Below are 22,604 nucleotides of genomic sequence, written 5' to 3' on the forward strand. Positions count from 1 at the left end.
TGTGCTATGAATCAAACCAAACAAAAAGCGTTGGTGTATGTAGTAGAAGATAGTATTGCTAGTGGTGCACTATATGCTAGCCAATTAGAGCAAGCGGGGTATGAATGTAAACATTTTACAGACGGTTACTCTGCATTAGTTGCTATAAAAGAAGTTATGCCGGATGTAATTGTACAAGATGTATGTTTACCAGATATAAGCGGGCTTGAAGTTCTTCAGTTTGTTAAAAAGCAACCTACCCCAGCTAATGTAGTGATGATAACTTCTAACAGTTCTATTGATGTGGCCGTTGAGGCTATGCGCTTAGGTGGCTTCGATTTTTTAGAAAAGCCATTTTCAGGCCAGCGCCTAGTTAGCGCGGTAGAAAGTGCCTCTACCCAAAAAGAATCATTACCTCAAAATGTTCCTCAAGAAGAGTCTCACAGCGCATCTGGGTTTATTGGTGAATCTTTAGCGATGCAAACAGTTTTTAGGCTGTTAGATAGTGCCGCTCGAAGTAAAGCATGCGTATTTATTACTGGCGAAAGCGGCACAGGTAAAGAGGTATGTGCACAAACGTTACATGATGCAAGCCCAAGAAATAAAGGTCCATTTATCGCGATAAACTGTGCCGCTATTCCTGCGGACTTATTTGAGTCAGAATTTTTTGGCCATGTTAAAGGCGCTTTTAGCGGTGCATTAAGTGATAGAAAAGGTGCGGTAGAAGTTGCAAACGGAGGAACTTTATTTTTAGACGAATTATGCGAAATGGAGCTAAACCTGCAAGCTAAATTATTGCGGTTTTTGCAAACAGGTGTATTTAATCGTGTGGGCAGTAGCGAAGTTTTACACAGTAATGTAAGGCTTGTTTGTGCAACTAACCGTAGCCCTGTTGTAGAGGTTGCTGAAGGGCGATTCAGAGAAGATTTATACTATAGACTTAATGTTATTCCTGTTAAATTACCGCCACTGAGAGAGCGTGGTAACGATATATTGCTACTTGCTCGACATGTTTTAAAACAAAAAAGTGAGAGTAATGCAAAGCAGTTTATAGGTTTTTCACCAGAGGTAGAAAAGCTGTTTTGTAATTATGACTGGCCAGGAAATATCCGAGAGCTACAAAACGTAATTGAAAATACAGTTGTGATTAATGAAGGCGAAGTCATCGAGCTAGATATGCTACCTAGCTCATTCGGGGTTGACTCTACCGCTTCTGTAAAAACAGCGAGTACACTACCTGCAAACAACCCCACACAAGCAGGTGCGCTAATGGGTGTACATGACATAGAGCCATTATGGCAAATAGAAAAGCGTGCTATTGAATCTGCTATAGAAATTTGTGACGATAACATTCCACTCGCCGCTGCTTATTTAGGTGTAAGTGCATCTACAATATATAGAAAAATAAAAGGTTGGTCTTAACATCCCTCCACATTAGCGGTGTAATTAAAACGACACCGTGAGCAAAAAAACGTCTTGGTTACATTTTCATGGTTGAAATAAAAAAAGATACCCTAAGCTCTATTACTACACCCCAAGTTTAATAGTAAAAGGAGATCACAATGAGTAACGTTAATTTACAACCAGCCAGCGTAATGCAGCCGTTAGTAGTAAGCGATTTAGATCACAATGATGTGAATATAGTTGACCGCGTAAGTGAAAAACCGTGGAAAATGATAGTGGTGTACAGAGGGCAGCATTGCCCTAAATGTACTGAGCAACTTAACGAATTAGCAACCATGCATGATGATTTTTCTAAAGCCGGTGTTGAAGTTGTAGCAGTAAGTGCTGACAGTGAAGCACAGCTTAAAAAGCACTTTGAAAAAATAGATGTGAACTTTCCGCTTTATTATAATTTGACTATAGAGCAAATGACTGACTTAGGTTTATACATAAGCGAGCCTCGTAGTGATGCCGAAACCGACCATCCATTTGCAGAGCCATGCATTATTGTTCTAAATGAAGATAACCAAGTTCAGATGCTAGATAAATCAAATAGCCCGTTTGTTCGCCCAAGCCTTAAGCAGGTATTAGCAGGAATTAAATTTTCACGGGAAAACGATTATCCAATTCGTGGTACGTTTATAAAATAATGAATACTAACGATTGAAAAGGGCACATTTTGTGCCTTTTTTTATTATTTTAAAAATTTTTTACTTTATTTACTTGAAAACAATTTTACTGCCCATAAATAGTTTAGTGAGGACGCCTGATGGGTCCCAAACTAAACAGAAGTAATTGAAATTTATATTATTAATTTAATTATGTTGTGCTTGTTCAAACGAAAAGTTACAACATTATATCGCTTATATATGAGGATATTATTATGCGTACAGTAGACTTATCACCACTTTATCGTTCATTCATTGGTTTCGATCATTTAGCATCTTTAATGGATGCCGCGGCTCGCACAGACAAGCAGCCTAGCTTTCCTCCATACAATATCGAAGCACTAGATAAAGACAAATACCGAATCACTATGGCTGTAGCTGGTTTTAGTGAAACAGAGCTGACTATTGAGTCAGAGAACAACACGTTAAAAGTTGCGGGCACTAAAGCAAATAAAGATGAAAACGCTGAGCGAAAATTTATTCATCAAGGCATTGCAGAGCGTAACTTTGAGCGCAAATTCCAACTTGGGGATCACGTAAAAGTATTGGGTGCAGATCTCGCTAATGGTTTACTAAGCATTGACTTAGAACGCGAAATTCCAGAAGCACTCAAACCACGTAAAATAGAAATTGGCGGTGGTAACCTACTCGAAGGTAAATAATAACCGTTAAATTTTCCCTGGATATAGCCGCCTCAATGAGGCGGCTTTTTAATTTTTATAACTTATTTAAATTTGTTAAATAGTGCTTGGCTTGTGCTAGTGTTCGCTCTTTGAGTTGTTCATCTTGTTTGTCCCAGTTTTTGTAAACCATGCCTATGCGCGGGTTTTTCTCGAGTAAAGAGCGGTGTTTATTCATAAACTGCCAGTATAAGCTATTATATGGGCATGCTTTTTCACCTACTTTTTGTTTTACGTCGTATTGGCAGTTTTTACAGTAGTCGCTCATTTTATTAATGTAATTTCCGCTGGCTGCATAGGGTTTAGTAGCTATAATTGCATCATCTGCGAATTGGCTCATGCCACGTGTATTTGGCATTTCAACCCATTCAATTGCATCAATGTAAACTCCTAAATACCAACTATCTACCTCATCAGGGTGTATACCTGTAAGTAAGCAAAGATTACCAATAATCATTAATCGCTGAATATGATGGGCATACGCTGTTTCTAAGCTTTGCGTTAATGCATGGCTTAGGCAATTCATTTTTACATTTCCATCCCAAAAGTAAGTGGGGAGGGTCTGTGTGGCATTTAATTGGTTTTTATCTGCGTATTCAGGCATGTTTATCCAATATACGCAGCGCACGTATTCCCGCCAGCCAAGTATTTGCCTAATAAAACCCTCTACTTGAGAAATAGAAATCATGTCTTTATTGGCATTAAATTCCCGCAACACATATTCAATAACATACAGAGGGTGAATTAACTTAGCATTTAGCGCAAACGACAAACGGCTATGGTACAGACTTGCGTTATTGTTTACTTGGTCAGTCATAGCATCTTGAAACTGACCAAAATGCTTAAGTAAATGCTCGCAAAAATAAGCAAGGCAACTTTGTGCTTGTTTACGTGTAAGCGGCCAAGGTACTTGGTTATTTTCTAGTTCACCAAAGTAGCTTACATTGTGTTTTTTAAGCCGAGATAAAATAGAACTTACATCATTATTAAAGAGCTTAGGTTGCGGAATGGCTGCAATATCAGCTTTTTTAAATTTATTTCTATTATTACTGTCATAGTTCCATTTTCCACCGTGTGGTTTATCGCCGTCCATAAGTATGTTGTATTGCTTACGCATAGAGCGATAAAAGTGCTCCATAGTGACATGCTTATTTTTTTCAAAACGTTCTGTAATGCGCTCAAACGGCAACATAAAGTGCTCGGTATCAAAGGCAGTCACTTCAAATGTACTATTTTTTTTAAAATCAGATAATTGTTTTTTAAGCCTATATTCGTCAGGGTATTGGTAGTGTATTTCTGTGCAGTTGTGAGTATTGGCAATACGCGTTAACAAATCTGGTAGTGTTTTATCTTGGCAGGTTTCATCTAAGCTAAGATGAAGCACATTATAATTTGCAGTTTTTAATGCAACAGCAAATCGCTCCATGGCATAAAAAAAAGCACACAATTTTTGAACGTGGTGCTTAACATAATGTGTTTCTTGTTTTAGTTCTGCGATTAAATAAAGTGTGTCAGGGTCTTTTTCTTTAAACCAAGAATGTGACGCGTTAAGTTGGTCGCCTAGAATAAGACGCAATACTTTGAAGTTAGCCATAACAAACCTAAATTTGAATCATACGTAAGTATTTAATACAGCGATCTTATGTCTATTTTCATTATCAAGTAATAAAAGCGTTGCTAAGCAAGAGATGATATTGAATTGCGGGTTAGGGGATATGGGGGTAGAAGAATGCTAAAAGCTTAACTGTTTTTGTAAACAACTAAGCTTTTAGCTTTCAAGTTATACTTTATTACTACGAAGCTCACTAATTTTTTGCTCAAGCGATACCACGTTAGATTTTTTAAATAATGCTGTATTAGCAAAGCTTTCAAAGTATCTAAGTGCTTGTTGCCATGCCGATTGAGTTTGCGAAGTAAATAAACGTCCTAAATGTTCACTTAGCGTGTCATAAAAAGCATCACACAATATTGTAATGTCTTTGGCAGTTGCATTCATTTTTTTTAAATACTGTAAGTGGTGCGTCAAAAAAGGGGCAACAGAAGACGGGTTATCTAAATGCCTTACAATACGCTCTAAAACACAGTACAAAATGTAGCTTTTCTCATTAAAGTAAGCTGCACTTGGGTACTGCATTGTAATGGCAGATGCTTCAAGCTTGCCATGAAACCGTGCTGTAAAAGCATGGAAGTTAGGCTTGATTGCGTTCAAGCTTTTAATTAATTGTGGCTGATAAGTATTCATTTGCTATCTCATTAAGTATTTATAATTTTTATTTTTATTTTTATCCACATCGGTGAGCCTTTATTATAGTGCTTAGCTCAAATATCGCACGTAATCTAAACGTAAAAAGCATAAAAATGTATCAGTTTTATGAATTTTAAATATTTAGTTAATTAATATGCTTTATTTTACGTAGCTTTTATGAGGGTAAATTTTTATTTTTAAAGCCGCCATAATCATAATACATACAGGCTAAGCTTAAAACGTAGGATCGGCGGTTTTATCAAACTTATTCGTTATTATGGTTGCTAATTACCCCGTACATCCTTATAATAGCCGCCATTGTTTAGCGGTTAATTAACAGCTAACAGCGATATTGAATTTTAGGTTTAATATCTATTGGCGCGGGATGGAGCAGCCTGGTAGCTCGTCGGGCTCATAACCCGAAGGTCGTCGGTTCAAATCCGGCTCCCGCAACCAATCTTTATAGTAGGTATAAACCTTACTAATTCTGTATCGCGCATTCTAAGTAATGCGCGTTTTGCGTTTAAGCTAATGTAGTTTAATTTGGTCAGTACTATGACCCGCAGCCAAGCTTGGCCTGAGGCCACACAGTTTTATGCTTTATTGGTGTGACGCCCCGCTTGGTTCGGGGCGTTGTTGTATCTGCACCATTGATTTATGGCTTTGTCATTAAATCAAAACTTAAACTCAGTATTTTAGGGCTATAAGCCCTTTTTTTGTTTGTATGGAGGATTTTCGTGACAAAACTTGAGCAAGATTTATTAACCATGCTTACGCCTGCGGTAGAAATGTTAGGCTTTGAATTACATGGTCTTGAGTTTGTACAAGCAGGTCGCCATTCTACCTTAAGGGTCTACATTGACCATGAGGACGGAATATCAGTAGATAATTGTGCGGATGCGAGTCGCCAAGTAAGTGCGATTTTAGATGTCGAAGACCCAATTACAAACGAATATGATTTGGAAGTATCGTCTCCTGGTGTTGATCGTCCATTATTCAAACAAGATCACTACGAGAAGGCGCAAGGAGAGGAAGTACGCGTGCGTACTAAGCTTCCACAAGACGGTCGCCGTAATTTTAAAGGCGACTTAGTAGCAGTTAGCAGTGATATGATCACACTTAAAAGCGATGGCGAAGAGCACTTAATCATGCTTAGCAATATCGAACGTGCGAACATCATCGCAAAGTTTTAATTCGAGTGCGAAGGAATAGGGCAAGCGAGGCATTACCCATGGCAAAAGAGATATTATTGGTTGCTGAAGCCGTTTCCAATGAGAAAGCGGTTCCAAAAGAAAAGATTTTTGAAGCTCTAGAGTTCGCTCTAGCGACAGCGACAAAGAAAAAACACGATGGCGAAATTGAAGTGCGTGTATCAATCGACCGTAAAACTGGTGATTACGATACATTCCGTCGTTGGCAGATTGCAGAAGTTCAAGAAGATGGTTCATTAGAAAACCCATACAGCGAAATTACGCTAGAAGCAGCTCAAGTTGAAGAACCTGATTTGCAAATGGGTGATTATGTTGAAGAACAGATTGAATCTATCAAATTTGACCGCATAACTACACAAATGGCTAAGCAAGTTATCGTACAAAAAGTACGTGAAGCTGAGCGTGCGCTAGTGGTAGAAGCATACAAAGATCAAGAAGGCGAGTTAGTAACTGGTGTGGTTAAAAAAGCCACTCGTGACGCAATCGTACTTGATTTAGGTAACAACGCAGAAGCGGTTATTTACCGTGACGACATGCTGCCACGCGAAAATTTCCGCCCAGGCGATCGTATCCGTGGTCTTCTTTACGAAGTTAAGCCAGAAGCGCGTGGCGCTCAGTTATTCGTAACGCGTTCTAAACCAGAAATGCTGATGGAATTATTCCGCATTGAGGTGCCAGAAATTGGCGAAGAAATGATTGAGCTTCGTGCCGCAGCACGTGATCCTGGTTCTCGCGCTAAAATTGCCGTTAAATCTAACGACAAGCGCATTGACCCAGTAGGCGCATGTGTAGGTATGCGTGGTGCACGTGTACAAGCTGTATCATCAGAACTTGGTGGTGAGCGTGTCGATATCGTACTTTACGATGACAACCCAGCGCAGTTTGTTATTAACGCAATGGCGCCAGCAGAAGTGGCTTCAATCGTAATGGATGAAGACACTCACTCAATGGATATCGCGGTAGAAGCCGATAACCTAGCACAAGCAATCGGTCGTAATGGTCAAAATGTTCGTTTAGCTAGCCAGTTAACTGGTTGGGAACTAAATGTAATGACTGTTGATGACATGCGCGCTAAAAATGAAGCTGAGTCAGATAAGTTAATTAACTTATTTACTGAAAACTTAGATATTGATGATGAATTTGCATCATTACTTATCAACGAAGGTTTCTCAACACTTGAAGAAGTAGCGTATGTACCTGCTTCAGAGTTTTTAGAAATCGATGGCTTAGATGAAGAAACTGTTGATGTGTTACGTTCACGTGCAAAAGATGCACTAACAACGAAAGCACTTAAAACGGAAGAAAGCTTAGAAGGCGTAGAGCCAGCTGAAGACTTACTTGCGCTTGACGGTTTAGAACGTCATCTAGCATTTGTTATGGCAAGCAAAGGTGTAGTAACACTTGAAGACTTAGCTGAGCAAGGTATTGATGAATTAGTAGATATTACAGAGCTTTCGCCTGAACAAGCAGGTGAGTTAATTATGGCTGCACGTAATATTTGTTGGTTCGCAGACGAGTAATTTATTAACGGAGGTATTACACACTATGGCAGAAGTAAATGTTGAAAAACTAGCCGGCGATATAGGTACAACTGTTGATAAATTGCTACAGCAATTTTCACAAGCGGGTATCACTAAAAAAGCGGGTGACAACGTAACAGAAGCTGAAAAAGCGCAGTTACTTGATCACTTAAGCAAATCGCATGGTGGTACTGGTTCAGATGGCCCAGCACGTATGACTTTACAACGTAAGAGCAAAAGCACATTAAGTGTTACAGGCTCTACGGGTAAAGCAAAAGCTGTTCAAGTTGAAGTTCGCAAAACACGTACTTACGTGAAGAAAAGCGCAATGGAGCAAGAACAAGAGCAACAACGTCTAGCCGCTGAAGAACAAGCGCGTATCGAAGAGCAGCAAAAAGCTGCACAAGAAGCCGCTGAATTAAAAGCGAAACAAGAGGCAGAGCGTAAAGCAAAAGAAGACGCTGATCGTAAAGCCAAAGAGGAAGCTAAACGCAAAGCAGATGCTGAGCGTAAAGCTAAACAACAGCAGATGACCCCAGAGCAAAGTGCTAAGTCTGAGAAAGATCGCATCGAAGCTGAGCGTCTGCAGAAAGAAGCAGAAGAGGCCGCATTGAAGAAAGCTGAAGAAGAAGCGAAACGTCAAGCAGAAGAGGCAAGAAAGCTAGCTGAAGAGAATTCAGCACGCTGGAAGAAAGAAGAAGAAGAACGTAAGAAACGCGAAGAAACAGCGGATCACCACCTTACGACTTCTACTTACGCACGTGAAGCAGAAGATGTTGCTGATGCGCGTGATGAGCAAGGTTCACGCCGTGCGAAGAAAAAGAAAAAAGCCCCAGCAAAAGATAAATTTGCAGGTGCTAAAGGCCGTAAAGGCAAGCTAAAAGCACCAACTTCACTACAGCATGGTTTCCAAAAACCAACGGCTGATGTTAAAAATGAAGTACGCATTAGCGAAACAATTACAGTAGCTGAGCTTGCATCGCGCATGGCTGTTAAAGGCGCTGAAGTTGTTAAAACAATGATGAAAATGGGTGACATGGTTACCATTAACCAAGTGATTGACCAAGAAACAGCACAACTTGTAGCTGAAGAAATGGGTCACAAAGTTATCATCGTTAAAGAAAACGAATTAGAGCAAACAGTACTAAACGACCGTCATGAAGATGGTCAATCTGAGCCGCGTGCGCCAGTAGTAACTGTAATGGGTCACGTTGACCACGGTAAAACGTCAACGCTTGATTACATTCGTTCAGCTAAAGTTGCATCAGGCGAAGCCGGTGGTATTACACAGCACATTGGTGCATACCACGTTGAAACTAACGGCAACATGATCACGTTCTTAGATACTCCAGGTCACGCCGCGTTTACATCAATGCGTGCTCGTGGTGCTAAAGCAACAGATATCGTAATCCTAGTGGTTGCAGCAGATGATGGTGTAATGCCACAAACTAAAGAAGCGGTACAGCATGCTCGCGCAGCTGGCGTTCCTTTAATCATTGCTGTAAACAAAATGGATAAAGAAGGCGCAGATCCAGATCGCGTTAAAAACGAGCTAGCTCAGCTAGACGTAATCCCAGAAGATTGGGGCGGCGATACGCAGTATGTTCATATATCAGCTAAAACAGGCTTAGGTATTGATGACCTACTAGAAGCTGTTCTTATGCAATCTGAGCTTTTAGAGCTTCGCGCTCCTTCAGAAGGCATGGCAGCAGGTGTTGTAATTGAGTCTCGTCTTGATAAAGGTCGTGGTCCGGTTGCATCTATCCTAGTTCAATCAGGTACCCTTAACCAAGGTGATATCGTACTGTGTGGTCTTGAATACGGCCGTGTTCGTGCAATGAAAGACGAAAACGGTAAAGACATTAAATCGGCTGGCCCTTCTATTCCAGTAGAGATTTTAGGTCTATCGGGTATTCCGGCTGCAGGTGATGAAGCGACTGTTGTTAAAGATGAGCGTAAAGCGCGTGAAGTTGCTTTATACCGTCAAGGTAAATTCCGTGACGTTAAACTTGCTCGTCAGCAAAAAGCGAAGCTTGAAAACATGTTTACTAACATGGCTGAAGGCGATGTATCTGAAGTTAACGTGGTACTTAAAGCAGACGTACAAGGTTCAATCGAAGCAATTTCAGATTCACTTACTAAACTTTCTACTGATGAAGTAAAAGTGAAGATTGTTGGCTCTGGCGTAGGTGGTATCACCGAAACTGACGCTACACTTGCTGCTGCATCAAATGCAATCGTAGTTGGCTTTAACGTGCGTGCTGATGCATCTGCTCGTAAAGTGATTGATACTGAAAACTTAGACCTTCGTTACTACAGCGTAATCTACGCATTAATCGAAGAAGTTAAGCAAGCCATGTCTGGTATGCTTGCTCCTGAGTTTAAGCAAGAGATTATCGGCCTTGCAGAAGTACGTGACGTATTTAAGTCTCCAAAAATTGGCGCAATTGCTGGTTGTATGGTTACTGAAGGTACAATTAAGCGCAGCGCGCCTATTCGTGTTCTACGTGACAACGTGGTTATATACGAAGGTGAGCTTGAGTCACTACGTCGCTTTAAAGATGACGTTCAAGACGTTCGTAATGGCATGGAATGTGGTATCGGCGTTAAGAACTACAACGACGTTCGCGTTGGTGACCAAATCGAAGTATTCGAGACAGTTGAAGTACAACGTACACTTTAATTACTCGTAAGCTAAGATTGTAAATGGGGGCTTTGCCCCCATTTCTGTATCCATTACTTAATTAACTTATTAATTTAATTCAATAGGTTATGATTTTAGGAAAACAATCATGAGAGAATTTTCTCGCACTGATCGTGTTGCTCAGCAAATTCAAAAAGAAATTGCTGTTATTTTACAACGCGAAATTAAAGATCCGCGCTTAGGCATGGTGACAGTGTCTGCGGTAGAAGTATCGCGCGATTTATCTTACGCAAAAGTGTTCATCACGGTGTTCAATACCGAAGATGAAAACAAAGCAAAAGAAAGCGCAAAAATACTAAATGAAGCAACCGGTTATATTCGCTCGCTGCTAGGTAAGCGTATTCGTGCGCGTATCATGCCAGAGCTTAAATTTGTTGTAGATAACTCGCTAATGGAAGGGATGCGTATCTCTAACTTAGTAGATTCGGTTATTCGCGAAGATAACGCTAAGCATGTAAACGACGAAACAGATAGCGAAGAAGGCACTAAAGACTAATGGCAAGACGCAGTAAAGGCCGTCCGATTGATGGTATTTTGTTGTTAAACAAACCTCAAGGCATTTCATCGAACAAAGCCCTACAGCAAGCTAAAGGTATTTACTTTGCGCAAAAAGCAGGGCATACCGGTGCGCTAGACCCACTAGCAACAGGCATGCTGCCTATTTGTTTTGGTGAGGCGACTAAGTTTACCCAATTTTTGCTCGACACTGATAAAACCTACGTAGTGCGCGCTAAATTAGGCGAGCGTACAACAACATCAGACTCTGACGGCGAAATTGTTAGCACCAAAGATGTTAATGTCACTATTGAGCAACTAAAAAGCGAAATTGCAGCTTTTTTAGGTGAGTCAGATCAGTACCCTTCAATGTATTCTGCACTTAAATATGAAGGTAAGCCTTTGTATAAGTATGCGCGCGAAGGTATTGAAGTACCGCGTAAATGCCGAAAAATCAACGTGTTTAGCTTAACGCTAGATGAGTTTGATGAGCAAAACAACGAAGTACAAATGACCGCGCATGTATCAAAGGGCACGTATATTCGTACCATTGTTGATGATTTAGGCGAAAACCTAGGCTGTGGCGCGCATGTAATTATGCTGCACCGCTCAGCGGTTGGGCATTATCCTGCAGATAAAATGGTCACGCTTGAGCAGCTTGAGGCTCTACTAGCAAAAGCCAAAGAAGAGGATGTTGCACCATCTACTTACCTAGATGAGTTGCTGCTACCAATGGATAGCGCCTTGGTTGATTTACCTGTGGTAGAAATAACCAAAGAGCAGGGTGTTGGGTTTAGCCATGGTCAAGCTGTGGTGTTAGGCACCACTCTACCTGAAGGGGCAATTAAAGTACTTGCTGATGGTGTGTTTATTGGCACCGGTGAGCGCAACCCCGATGGGCATTTAAAATCAAAGCGTGGCTTGTCTAATCAGCTTCCAGAGTAAACTTTAACTTGTAGTTATTCTCATAGTTGGTAGAATACGCCCGCTTAATCGTTTTGGCTGAATTAGTGATCGGCTAAAGCACCTATTAAATTTAACTTTTGGAGTTATTATGTCACTAAGCAATCAAGAAAAAATCGATATCATTGCTAAATTTGCACGTGCTGAAGGCGACACTGGTTCACCTGAAGTACAAGTAGCTTTACTTACTTTTGATATCAACAAGCTTCAAGGTCACTTTGCTGACCACAAGCATGACTTCCACTCACGTCGTGGTCTGCTTCGTAAAGTAAGTACTCGCCGTAAATTGCTTGATTACCTTAAAGGTAAAGATATCTCGCGTTATACTGCGTTAATCCAAGAGCTTGGCCTACGTCGCTAAGAACTTGATTACGAGAAAAGGAGCTTTATAGCTCCTTTTTTTGTGCCTAAATTTTGTAATTTAAAATCATCCATAATAGCTTTACCAGCTGGCTTTATGATGTTTTAAAATACTCATGCGTTTAACAAAACAACGAACTTTAGCGTTTTACCAGCACGAATATCTCTCCTTAAAAAACCTGCCTTAATTAAGCGAATTGCTATAAACCGTTTTATATAAAGTAATTGATAAATAATGAGATAAAAGCGATTACTTTTATCTTGGGGTAGACTCGCAATTTTACGTCGCTTTGGTATATACTATGCGCGTAGATAAATAGGTTATCTGCAGTCATTAAAAATTTTGCCAATTGTAGTACTTAATTGATTTCCAACTGAATACAATTATGTACTGTAATTGGCCCTTTTAATGACACTTACTTAATGAAATATAAAAACATTTAAGGAATATTTTAAGTGCAAGCAATTATTAAAGAATTTCAACTAGGTCAACACACAGTTACCCTAGAAACAGGTGCTATCGCACGTCAAGCAGACGGCGCAGTATTAGCAAGCATTGGCGATACTTCAGTACTTGTTACTGTTGTTGGTAAGCGTGAAGCTCAACCAGGTCAAGACTTCTTCCCACTAACAGTTAACTACCAAGAGCGTATGTACGCTGCTGGTCGTATCCCAGGTGGTTTTTTAAAGCGTGAAGGTCGTCCTAACGATGGCGAAACACTAATTGCACGTCTTATTGACCGTCCAATTCGTCCACTTTTCCCAAATGGCTTCGTAAACGAAGTACAAGTTATTGCTACAGTTGTTTCTGTTAACCCTGAAATCCAACCAGATATGGTTGCGATGATTGGTACTTCAGCTGCACTTGCTATCTCTGGTATCCCGTTCAGTGGTCCAATTGGCGCATCTCGCGTAGGTTACATCAACGGTGAATACGTACTTAACCCGACGCTAAAAGAGCTTGAAGAAAGCCAACTTGATTTAGTAGTAGCTGGCACTGATAACGCAGTATTAATGGTTGAGTCAGAAGCTGACGTACTTGCAGAAGACGTTATGCTTGGTGCTGTTGTATATGGCCATGAACAATCTCAAGCTATCATTACAGCAATTAACGAATTTAAAGCAGAAGCAGGCAAGCCTACATGGGATTGGACTGCACCTGAGAAAAACGTTTCTCTTGAAGAAAAAGTAGCATCACTTGCATCAGATAAAGTAGGCGAAGCTTACCGCATTACTGATAAAGTAGCGCGCAAAGAAGCACTTGGCGTAGCTAAAGATGCAGTAATCGAAGCACTAACAGGCGAACTTGCTGAAGGCGAAACGCTTGATAAGCAAGAGGTTGGTAAAGTATTCGGTTCACTTGAGAAGAAAATTGTACGTGGCCGCATTGCTGCAGGCGAAAAACGTATCGATGGTCGTGAACCAGATATGATCCGTGCACTTGACGTAATGACTGGCGTATTACCGCGTACTCACGGTTCTGCTATCTTTACACGTGGTGAAACTCAAGCACTAGTGACAGCTACACTTGGTACAGAACGTGATTCACAGTTAATCGATGATTTAACTGGCACACACAAAAACCACTTTATGCTTAACTACAACTTCCCTCCATTCTGTGTGGGTGAAACTGGTTTTGTAGGTTCTCCTAAGCGTCGTGAAATCGGCCACGGTAACCTAGCTAAGCGTGGTATTTCTGCTGTAATGCCTACACTTACTGAATTCCCTTACTCAATTCGTGTTGTTTCTGAAATTACAGAATCAAATGGTTCTTCTTCAATGGCTTCTGTATGTGGTACGTCACTTGCGCTTATGAACGCAGGTGTACCAATTAAAGCATCTGTTGCGGGTATCGCGATGGGCCTAGTTAAAGAAGACGAAAAATTCGTAGTGCTTTCAGATATCTTAGGTGACGAAGATCACTTAGGTGACATGGACTTTAAAGTAGCAGGTACTTCAAACGGTATCACTGCACTACAAATGGATATTAAGATTGAAGGTATCACGCAAGAAATCATGCAAATTGCTCTTAAACAAGCAAAAGCTGCACGTTTACACATTTTAGGTGTAATGGATGAAGCGATTTCTGCACCTTCTGAAGAATTATCAATGTTTGCTCCGCGCATCTACACTATGCAAATTCCTGCTAAGAAGATCGCTGAAGTTATCGGTAAAGGTGGCGCTACAATTCGTCAACTTACTGAAGAAACAGGCACTACTATTGAAATTGAAGACGACGGTACAATTAAAATTGCTGCAACAGACGGTGAAAGCGCACAAAACGCAATTACACGTATTGAGCAATTAACAGCAGAACTTGAAGTAGGTACTATCTACACTGGTAAAGTTGTACGTATTGTTGACTTTGGTGCGTTTGTAAACATTCTTCCTGGTAAAGATGGCTTAGTGCATATCTCACAAATCAGCACAGAACGTGTTAACAACGTGACTGACCACCTAAGCGAAGGTCAAGAAGTTAAAGTTAAAGTACTAGAAGTAGACCGCCAAGGCCGTGTACGTCTAAGCATTAAAGAAGCAATGGATTCAGCTGCACCAGCTGCTGATGAGTCAAAAGACGCATAATTGCAAAACTTTAACCCGGCTATATTAGCGGGATAATAAAAAAGGGGCTGTTTAGCCCCTTTTTTTATGCTTTAATGAAACCTTATTAGACAAGGTCTGTCTTATTTTTATTGCGATATATCTTGGTATTAAGGATTTTAATGATACTCAAACATTTAGCTTTGGCATCTTTTGCTATTTTGTCTTTAAGCGCTTGCCAAACAACGACCGAATCAAAGCCTACGCCAATAGTGAATGTGCCTTTTACAGCACCACTTGCCTCAGACTTTAGAAGTGAAATTGCCATAGCTCGTTATTCTGAGCTATTAAACAGAGCCGATTTAAGCACCGAGCAACAAGCTAAACTTTATTACGACCGTGGGGTATTATTTGATAGCTTAGGCATGACCACGTTATCGAGAATAGATTTTAATCGCGCGATAAAATTAAAGCCTGATTTAGCCGAAGTGTATAATTTTTTGGGTATTCAACATACGCTTATGCAGCAATACGAAAAAGCCTATGAGTTTTTTGACTCAGCCTTAGAGCTTAACGAAGAGCATGAGTATGCTTATTTAAACCGTGGTATTGCTTTATATTATGGTGAAAGAGCAGGGCTTGCGCAAAGCGATTTTGACGAGTTTTTAGCGCGCTCACCAAACGATCCTTACCGTGTTTTATGGCTCTACCTTGCTCAATCGCAAGAAGATAAAACACAAGCACTAGAATCACTTAAAACTAACGCAGCGGCACTTGATGAGTCGCAATGGGCGTATCAGCTGATTTCGCTTTATACCGGTGATATGAGCGAACATGCGTTTTTATCTGGGATAAGCGATGGCGTTAAATCTGAGCAAGAATACGCACAGCGTTTATGTGAGGCATATTTTTACCTGGCAAAAATGCACCAAGCAGCGGGTGAGCAATTTTTAGCAGCTGATTACTTTAGGCTGGCACTAGCCACAAATGTGCACGAATTTATTGAATATAAATATGCGCGCTTAGAGCTTGAGCTGATGGCTGGTGTTGACGCAAGCTAAACGTTTAAGCACACTAGTTGGTTTGCTAATTAGCCTGCTTATTGCAGGCTCTAGCAACAAACTAAGTACCATTAGCTTTTGGCACGTAGTACACACTCAAGCCAACCCTCTACAAAGCTATTGGCAATTTCCCACTTACTTTACTGATAACCTTGCTCGCCTTCCCGAACTGACGTTAGCGTTTTTAGCGCGAAAAAACATTCCTGCTGCGCAATATAGTTACTCTATTAACCTTATTAATAATAAAAAAAATGACCAAGCAAAGCTGTATTGGCAACCGAGTATTACTCATATTAGCCCCGCTCAGCGACAACAATTAGCTGACCTGTTTTTAGAGCAATCACGTTGGGGTGATTTAATATTATTAAAGCAGCAAAACTTATTGCCTAAAGGCAATGCATATAATCATTTAGCACTTCATACCTCAACGAGTTACAAGCGTATTCCCACTGCTTTTTTAAATGAGCTAGGCTTTACGGCTTTAAACTCATTATCGGCTGTTAATAACGCCTGTACCTACAATGTGCTGATGTTAGGTATTCATCGCGAAGGGCTGTTTAAATTACATGACTTCACAACACAATTTAATAAAAATCCAGAGCCACATAAGGGCGTATTTTGTTTTAGCAAACCTGTATACGCTGCGGATGCATTAAGCTGTAAAAATACTCTTTCCATGGCAAGTTGTAAGTGGAAAAACACAACCCTTAAAGCTAGAGCGACTAAAGGGTTTGATTACACCGTTATAATGAGTAAAAGCGGTACAGCTAATGTTGTGGGTAAAAAAATGCAGTTAAGTAGCGCTGCCAACTACCCCGTTTTTTTACACGAGCTAATGCACTTTAGCGGCTTTGAAGATGAATATCCTTTAGCGGCGAGTAAACAAAAGTGGCTGTGTGCTAAAAAAGGTTTTGTTGCACCTAATTTATATATTTCACAAGGTGAAACTGCGCCAACAGGCTGGTACAAAAGTGAGAGTTGCCAGCAAGGGGGCGTGGCATATAAGCCGAGCGAGCATTGGTCAATAATGCAGTATCAACAACTAGGTTTATCAAAGAGGTACAGGGCGTTGTGGAAGGCACAAATACAACTACAGCAACCCTTAACCCTTGATTAAAATTAAATCGAATAGGCTTGCTATCTATAGACAAAATGGCCGTTTATAAGTATAACTGTACGTATTAATGTCGTTTAAAAACAGACAGTAAAAGCATCTTTTCGTGATGTTTTAAACGTAAGGATAAACTTATGATTATAAAAGGCCCTACATTATGACTTTGCTCTGGATACCTTTGTTATCCTTAATTGGCAGTGTTATTTCTTCATGCACCGGCAAACTATCTCGTACGCAAGCTGCAGCTGTCACTGTTCTTGCTCCGTTAACCGCTTTGGGTATTACGCTTTACCATACTCCAGCTATTTTAGCGGGTGAAACGATTCGTTATGCTGTGACCTGGATCCCCGCTGTGGGGCTCGATTTATCATTTCGTCTCGATGGCTTAAGCCTGTTGTTTATGTTTATGATTTTAGGCATAGGCATACTGGTTATTGCCTATGCGCGTTACTACCTCAGTCAAAACGACTCATTAGCCAAGCTTTATAGTTACTTATTACTATTTATGACGGCAATGCTTGGCATTGTTATGTCAAATAACGTGATTCAACTATGGCTGTTCTGGGAGCTAACTAGCATAAGCTCGTTTTTATTGATCAGCTATTGGTGGCATAAAACAGAGGCCCGAAAGGGCGCACGTATGGCATTGGCTGTAACTGGTGCCGGTGGTTTAGCGTTATTGGCAGGCTTAATGTTAGTTGCCGATATAGTAGGTAGCTACGACCTTGATGTAATTCTAGCAAGTAAGGCAATTGTACAATCTCACGACTTATACGAAACTGCACTTGTGCTAGTACTACTAGGTGCGTTTACTAAGTCGGCACAGTTCCCGTTTCATTTTTGGTTACCGCATGCCATGGCAGCGCCTACGCCTGTCAGTGCTTATTTGCATTCAGCGACAATGGTAAAAGCGGGTATATTTTTATTAGCGCGTTTTCATCCCGTATTGTCTGGCACCGACACGTGGTTTTTATTGGTTGGTTTAACAGGGTTAGCCACATTACTATTTGGCGCTTACATTGCTTTATTTAAACACGATTTAAAAGGGCTACTCGCTTACTCTACAATTAGCCATTTGGGCTTAATAACCTTATTGCTAGGCCTTGATACTGAGCTTTCTACTGTGGCGGCAATATTTCATATTATTAACCATGCTACTTTTAAAGCCTCTTTGTTTATGGCTACAGGTATTATTGACCATGAAACCGGCACGCGAGATATGCGTAAGTTAAACGGTATGTGGCGTTATTTACCTTACACCGCAACGCTTGCAATGGTAGCTGCAGCCTCTATGGCGGGCGTACCATTATTAAACGGCTTCTTATCTAAAGAAATGTTTTTTGCCGAAACCCTACATCAGCAAGTACTTGGCTCTATGTCGTGGTTAATTCCGGTGTTAGCAACAATTGCAGGGGCGTTATCGGTGGCTTATTCATCACGCTTTATTCACGATGTATTTTTTAATGGTGAGCCTATTGATTTACCGCGCCAGCCGCATGAAGCACCGCGTTATATGCGTCTTCCAATAGAAGTATTGGTGGTTTTGTGTGTGTTGGTGGGTATGTTTCCGCACTTTTCAGTCGATGGCATTTTATCTGCCGCGTCTTTAGCTGTGCTTGGCCAAAAAGTGCCAGAATACGAGTTGGCTATATGGCATGGTTTTAATTTACCATTATTAATGAGTGCAATGGCTGTAGTGGGTGGTTTGTTTATTTATATAAACCGTAAATACCTATTTCAATTTCAGGCGTCATTACCGCCACTCAATGCTAAAAAAACCTTTGAGGTAGTTGTCCTTAGAGTTATCAATTGGTGCCAAAACAGAGTAAATACTATCGAAAATGGCTCATTACAACGCTATATTTTTGTAATGCTGGCGGTGGTGTTATTGTGCGCCGGTTGGCCATTATTTGAAATGCAACAATTAGCAGGCAGTATGCCAAGTATTCCGGTTGATGTGCATAATGCTATTGGTGCAGGCCTGCTTATTATAGGTGCATTTGCTACTGTAATTTGGCATCGCTCTCGCGTAGTCGCATTATTAATGATTTCTATTGTAGGGCTTATGGTGTCAGTTGCGTTTACGCGTTTCTCAGCACCTGATTTAGCGCTTACACAATTAACAGTTGAAGTAGCTACCGTTATTTTATTAATGTTGGCATTGTTTTTCTTACCTCAACATACACCTAAAGAGTCTAGCTCGTTAAGAGTATTACGAGACTTAGGAATAGCCTCAACATTAGGTGTGGTGGTTGCAAGTATATGTTATGCGCTACTTACACGTCCGCTTGAATCAATATCTGACTTCTTTATCGCCAATGCTAAAACAGGCGGTGGCGGAACGAATGTAGTAAACGTTATATTAGTTGATTTTAGGGGCTTTGATACCTTAGGTGAAATCACTGTTTTAGGTATTGCTGCACTGGGCATATTTAAAGTGCTGTCGCGCATTCCATTGTTTATGCCAGCAAGTGATGGTGAAGGGCGTCCGTGGGCGCGAGAACGTCACCCTATATTACTTGCTAGTATTTCGCATAGCTTATTACCGCTTGCTTTATTAGTGTCGGCTTATATTTTCTTACGTGGTCATAATTTACCTGGCGGTGGCTTTATTGCAGGTTTGGTTACATCAATTGCCTTTATATTACAGTACATGGCTCATGGTTCAGCCTGGATAAGTGAACGCTTTGCTGTTAACTACCGTAAAATTATTGCCTCAGGTATTGGTATTGCCTTATTCACGGGTGTAGGTAGCTGGTTTTTTGATAGGCCATTTTTAACCACGTGGTTTGACTATTTTGATATTCCATTTATTGGCAAAACAGAGCTTGCTAGCGCGATTGTGTTTGATTTAGGCGTATACTTAACCGTGGTTGGCGCCACGTTAATGATATTAGCAAGCCTTGGCAACATGACAGCAGATACCCAGAAAAAAGAGGTAAATATTTAATGGAGTTATTGTACGCATCGTGCGTTGGAGTATTAGTTAGTTGCGGTGTTTTTTTACTGCTCAGAGCGCGTACGTTTCCGGTAGTGCTTGGACTTACTATGATTTCGTATGCAGTTAACTTATTTTTATTTTCTGCAGGGCGCTTAACAATTAATAAAGCGGTTGTGCTAGGTACTGGTGCCGATTACGCAGATCCGCTACCTCAAGCTCTGGTACTTACGGCCATAGTTATTGGTTTTGCTATGACGGCATTTGTGGTTATTTTAGCTATTCGTGGTCGTGCTGATTTAGGCAGCGATCATGTTGATGGACAAATAATAAAAAGCGCTACCGATAGCAAGGAGCAAAAATGATTCAGCATTTAACCTCTTTGCCAATTTTATTACCAATGCTGGCGGCAGTAATATTGCTTTTACCACCGTGTGGTAAAAGTTTACGTATTCGCCGTATAGCCTCGTCAATTATGGCTGTAATCACGTTTATTGCTAGTGCACTGCTTTTAATCCATGTGCATAACAGTGGTATAAATGTATATGCTATTGGTAATTGGTCAGCGCCTTTTGGCATTGTGCTGGTAGCCGATATGCTTTCTACTTTATTAGTTGCTCTTACCTCTTTTCTGGGAGTGGGAGTCATTTTATATGGGTGTGCGGGTGATGATGCAAAAGGTAATTTTTTTCACCCTCTCGTTCACTTTTTAATATTAGGGGTTAATGGGGCGTTTTTAACAGGCGATCTATTTAATGTATTTGTATTTTTTGAAGTATTGTTGATAGCCTCGTACTCATTACTTATGCATGCCGGAGACAAGCAGAACACCCGTGCAGCGCTTCAGTATGTAATATTAAACTTAGTTGGTTCAAGCGTATTTTTAATAGGTTTAGGCATTTTATATGGCGTGCTTGGTACCTTGAATATTGCTGATATGGCTCAAAAAGTGGCGCTATTAACGGGTGACGATGTTTATTTAGCGAAAGCCGGCGGTTTGCTGTTGTTGGTCGTATTTGCCTTAAAAGGTGCATTATTACCTTTGCACTTATGGCTGCCTAATACGTATGCAAGTGCAAAACCTGTGGTTGCGGCGTTGTTTGCAATTATGACTAAAGTTGGTGTGTACGCAATGCTGCGCGTTTATACAGTAATATTTGGTGAACAGGCAGGCGAGCTTGAGCATATGGCGCAATCTTGGCTTTGGGGTTTAGCCATTGCTACTATCGTGGTGGGTGCAATTGGTGTTATGGCTGCGCAAGATTTACGTAAATTAACGGCAAATTTAGTGGTTGTATCGGTAGGAACATTAGTGGCTTTAATTGCGCTTCAAAATATCACTGCTACTGCCGCATTATTATATTATTTGGTTCACTCTACTTTAGTTAGTGCAGCTTTGTTTTTGTTAGCGGATTTAATTGGCACGCAAAGGGGAAAAGTAGGAGATAGACTCGTACCAGGGCGCGCTGTACACCAACCTTACTTACTTGGTGCATGTTTTATAATTGCAGTATTAACGGTAGTGGGAATGCCACCGCTTTCAGGCTTTGTAGGAAAAATTTGGATCCTCAAAACAACCTTAAACAGCGAACAAGCTATGCTGTTTTGGCCTGTGTACTTAATTACTAGCTTTGTTTTGTTAGTTGCACTTTCACGAGCAGGCACGAGTTTATTTTGGGAGCGAAAAGGTAAAAAAACTGAAAGCACCGACGGCGTTAATGCTCACCCATTACAAGTTGTAATTATTGTTGGATTACTTGCTTGCTCGCCATTATTGGTTATCTTTGGTGGCCCAATTAGCGACTATATGATTAGTGCAGCTACTCAGTTACACGACATTAATAATGGCATTGATGCCGTAATGAAGGGAGGCAAGTAATGAGGTTACAAGCTCGTTTTCGTTGGTTGCCAACGCCGTTTCGTAGTTTCTTTTTATTTGTAATCTGGTTACTACTCAATAATAGTGTATCGCCAGGTCACCTAGTATTAGCTACTTTTTTAGCGATTTTTATACCGTTATTAAGTTTTTCATTACGTGACCCTCAACCTTTAATACTAAAACCTGGTTTGGCGTTAAAGCAGTTACTTATAGTGCTTTACGATATTGTGGTGGCTAATTTACAGGTTGCCTTATTAATAATTGGCCCTGCCAAAAAGCTGCGTCCTGCTTTTGTAAAAGTACCCATAGATTTAACGCACGATATGCCGATTACTATTCTTGCTAGCTGTGTGTCACTCACGCCTGGTACAGTCAGTGCCGAGGTGTATCCCATCCCAGAATCGCTTAGTGAAGGTGAAAAGCCAACGCAGCGTTATTTACTTATTCATGTGCTCGATTTAAAAGATGAAGAGGCACTTATTAAACAAATTAAACAACGCTATGAAACTCCCCTGAAGGAGATTTTTCAATGTTAGACACTGTATTACTTATTGTTTTTTCAATGATTGGCTTATCGCTGTTACTTAACTTATGGCGCTTAATTATTGGCCCATCGGTACCAGATAGAATTTTAGCCTTAGATACCATGTATATAAATGTTATTGCGCTAATTATTTTATACAGCATTAGCATGGGCACAGGCTTGTACTTTGAGGCCGCGCTGCTTATAGCAATGTTAGGTTTTATTAGTACTGTTGCGGTATGTAAGTATTTACTGCGCGGCGATATAATTGAATAGGATT

Annotated in this window: 19 protein-coding genes and 1 tRNA gene; 18 read left to right on the forward strand and 2 right to left on the reverse strand. The window is 40.6% G+C overall.

Annotated elements, in window-relative coordinates; all coding sequences use genetic code 11:
• The first annotated feature begins 6 nt into the window (after positions 1-6).
• From PESP_RS05655 to PESP_RS05665, 3 genes are all read left to right on the forward strand, one after another.
• Positions 7-1,401, forward strand: coding sequence for a sigma-54-dependent transcriptional regulator (locus PESP_RS05655; protein ID WP_089347161.1), 1,395 nt, complete (start codon positions 7-9; stop codon positions 1,399-1,401).
• A gap of 140 nt (positions 1,402-1,541) precedes the next feature.
• Positions 1,542-2,072: a redoxin domain-containing protein gene (locus tag PESP_RS05660; RefSeq protein WP_089347162.1), complete on the forward strand. Its 531-nt coding sequence runs from the start codon at positions 1,542-1,544 to the stop codon at positions 2,070-2,072.
• A 233-nt stretch (positions 2,073-2,305) separates the two neighbouring features.
• Entirely contained in the window at positions 2,306-2,752 is a 447-nt protein-coding gene (locus tag PESP_RS05665; protein WP_089347163.1) for an Hsp20 family protein, read from the forward strand.
• Positions 2,753-2,807: 55 nt separating this feature from the next.
• Here the strand turns inward: PESP_RS05665 and PESP_RS05670 are convergent, their stop codons facing one another.
• Together PESP_RS05670 and PESP_RS05675 are read right to left on the reverse strand one after the other, a co-directional pair.
• A complete protein-coding gene (locus PESP_RS05670) occupies positions 2,808-4,364 on the reverse strand; it encodes a cryptochrome/photolyase family protein (RefSeq protein ID WP_089347164.1) in 1,557 nt (518 codons plus the stop codon).
• A 186-nt stretch (positions 4,365-4,550) separates the two neighbouring features.
• Entirely contained in the window at positions 4,551-5,012 is a 462-nt protein-coding gene (locus tag PESP_RS05675) for a globin (RefSeq protein WP_089347165.1), read from the reverse strand.
• A gap of 382 nt (positions 5,013-5,394) precedes the next feature.
• On the opposite strand from PESP_RS05675, the gene PESP_RS05680 reads away from it, so the two are divergent.
• From PESP_RS05680 to PESP_RS05750, 15 genes are all read left to right on the forward strand, one after another.
• Positions 5,395-5,471 (forward strand) — tRNA-Met (locus tag PESP_RS05680).
• Between the two features lie 281 nt (positions 5,472-5,752).
• Complete coding sequence (rimP, locus tag PESP_RS05685) at positions 5,753-6,208, forward strand: ribosome maturation factor RimP (RefSeq protein ID WP_089347166.1); 456 nt, start codon at positions 5,753-5,755, stop codon at positions 6,206-6,208.
• Positions 6,209-6,246: 38 nt separating this feature from the next.
• Positions 6,247-7,746: a transcription termination factor NusA gene (gene nusA / locus PESP_RS05690; RefSeq protein WP_089347167.1), complete on the forward strand. Its 1,500-nt coding sequence runs from the start codon at positions 6,247-6,249 to the stop codon at positions 7,744-7,746.
• A gap of 25 nt (positions 7,747-7,771) precedes the next feature.
• Complete coding sequence (infB, locus tag PESP_RS05695) at positions 7,772-10,429, forward strand: translation initiation factor IF-2 (protein WP_089347168.1); 2,658 nt, start codon at positions 7,772-7,774, stop codon at positions 10,427-10,429.
• A 109-nt stretch (positions 10,430-10,538) separates the two neighbouring features.
• Positions 10,539-10,946, forward strand: a complete 408-nt coding sequence (gene rbfA, locus PESP_RS05700; RefSeq protein WP_089347169.1) for a 30S ribosome-binding factor RbfA — start codon at positions 10,539-10,541, stop codon at positions 10,944-10,946.
• Entirely contained in the window at positions 10,946-11,890 is a 945-nt protein-coding gene (gene truB, locus PESP_RS05705; protein ID WP_089347170.1) for a tRNA pseudouridine(55) synthase TruB, read from the forward strand. Before rbfA ends, truB begins: the two co-directional genes overlap by 1 nt.
• Before the next feature lie 109 nt (positions 11,891-11,999).
• The gene (gene rpsO / locus PESP_RS05710; protein ID WP_004585888.1) at positions 12,000-12,269 is read left to right on the forward strand and encodes a 30S ribosomal protein S15; all 270 of its coding nucleotides are present in this window, start codon (positions 12,000-12,002) and stop codon (positions 12,267-12,269) included.
• A 455-nt stretch (positions 12,270-12,724) separates the two neighbouring features.
• The gene (pnp, locus tag PESP_RS05715) at positions 12,725-14,851 is read left to right on the forward strand and encodes a polyribonucleotide nucleotidyltransferase (protein ID WP_089347171.1); all 2,127 of its coding nucleotides are present in this window, start codon (positions 12,725-12,727) and stop codon (positions 14,849-14,851) included.
• 140 nt (positions 14,852-14,991) lie between these two features.
• The gene (gene nlpI / locus PESP_RS05720; protein ID WP_089347172.1) at positions 14,992-15,870 is read left to right on the forward strand and encodes a lipoprotein NlpI; all 879 of its coding nucleotides are present in this window, start codon (positions 14,992-14,994) and stop codon (positions 15,868-15,870) included.
• The gene (locus PESP_RS05725) at positions 15,854-16,987 is read left to right on the forward strand and encodes a hypothetical protein (protein WP_089347173.1); all 1,134 of its coding nucleotides are present in this window, start codon (positions 15,854-15,856) and stop codon (positions 16,985-16,987) included. Before nlpI ends, PESP_RS05725 begins: the two co-directional genes overlap by 17 nt.
• A 154-nt stretch (positions 16,988-17,141) precedes the next feature.
• Positions 17,142-19,934, forward strand: coding sequence for a monovalent cation/H+ antiporter subunit A (locus PESP_RS05730; RefSeq protein WP_089347174.1), 2,793 nt, complete (start codon positions 17,142-17,144; stop codon positions 19,932-19,934).
• The gene (locus PESP_RS05735) at positions 19,934-20,287 is read left to right on the forward strand and encodes a Na+/H+ antiporter subunit C (RefSeq protein ID WP_089347175.1); all 354 of its coding nucleotides are present in this window, start codon (positions 19,934-19,936) and stop codon (positions 20,285-20,287) included. The genes PESP_RS05730 and PESP_RS05735 overlap by 1 nt, the downstream gene beginning before the upstream one ends.
• On the forward strand, positions 20,284-21,801 hold the full coding sequence (locus PESP_RS05740) for a monovalent cation/H+ antiporter subunit D (RefSeq protein ID WP_089347176.1): 1,518 nt from the start codon (positions 20,284-20,286) through the stop codon (positions 21,799-21,801). Before PESP_RS05735 ends, PESP_RS05740 begins: the two co-directional genes overlap by 4 nt.
• Positions 21,801-22,337: a Na+/H+ antiporter subunit E gene (locus PESP_RS05745; RefSeq protein ID WP_089347177.1), complete on the forward strand. Its 537-nt coding sequence runs from the start codon at positions 21,801-21,803 to the stop codon at positions 22,335-22,337. The genes PESP_RS05740 and PESP_RS05745 overlap by 1 nt, the downstream gene beginning before the upstream one ends.
• Complete coding sequence (locus PESP_RS05750; RefSeq protein ID WP_013464545.1) at positions 22,331-22,600, forward strand: K+/H+ antiporter subunit F; 270 nt, start codon at positions 22,331-22,333, stop codon at positions 22,598-22,600. The genes PESP_RS05745 and PESP_RS05750 overlap by 7 nt, the downstream gene beginning before the upstream one ends.
• The last annotated feature ends 4 nt before the right edge of the window (positions 22,601-22,604 follow it).

Origin of the sequence: Pseudoalteromonas espejiana DSM 9414 (assembly GCF_002221525.1) — a bacterium.
GTDB classification, from domain to species: Bacteria; Pseudomonadota; Gammaproteobacteria; order Enterobacterales; family Alteromonadaceae; genus Pseudoalteromonas; species Pseudoalteromonas espejiana.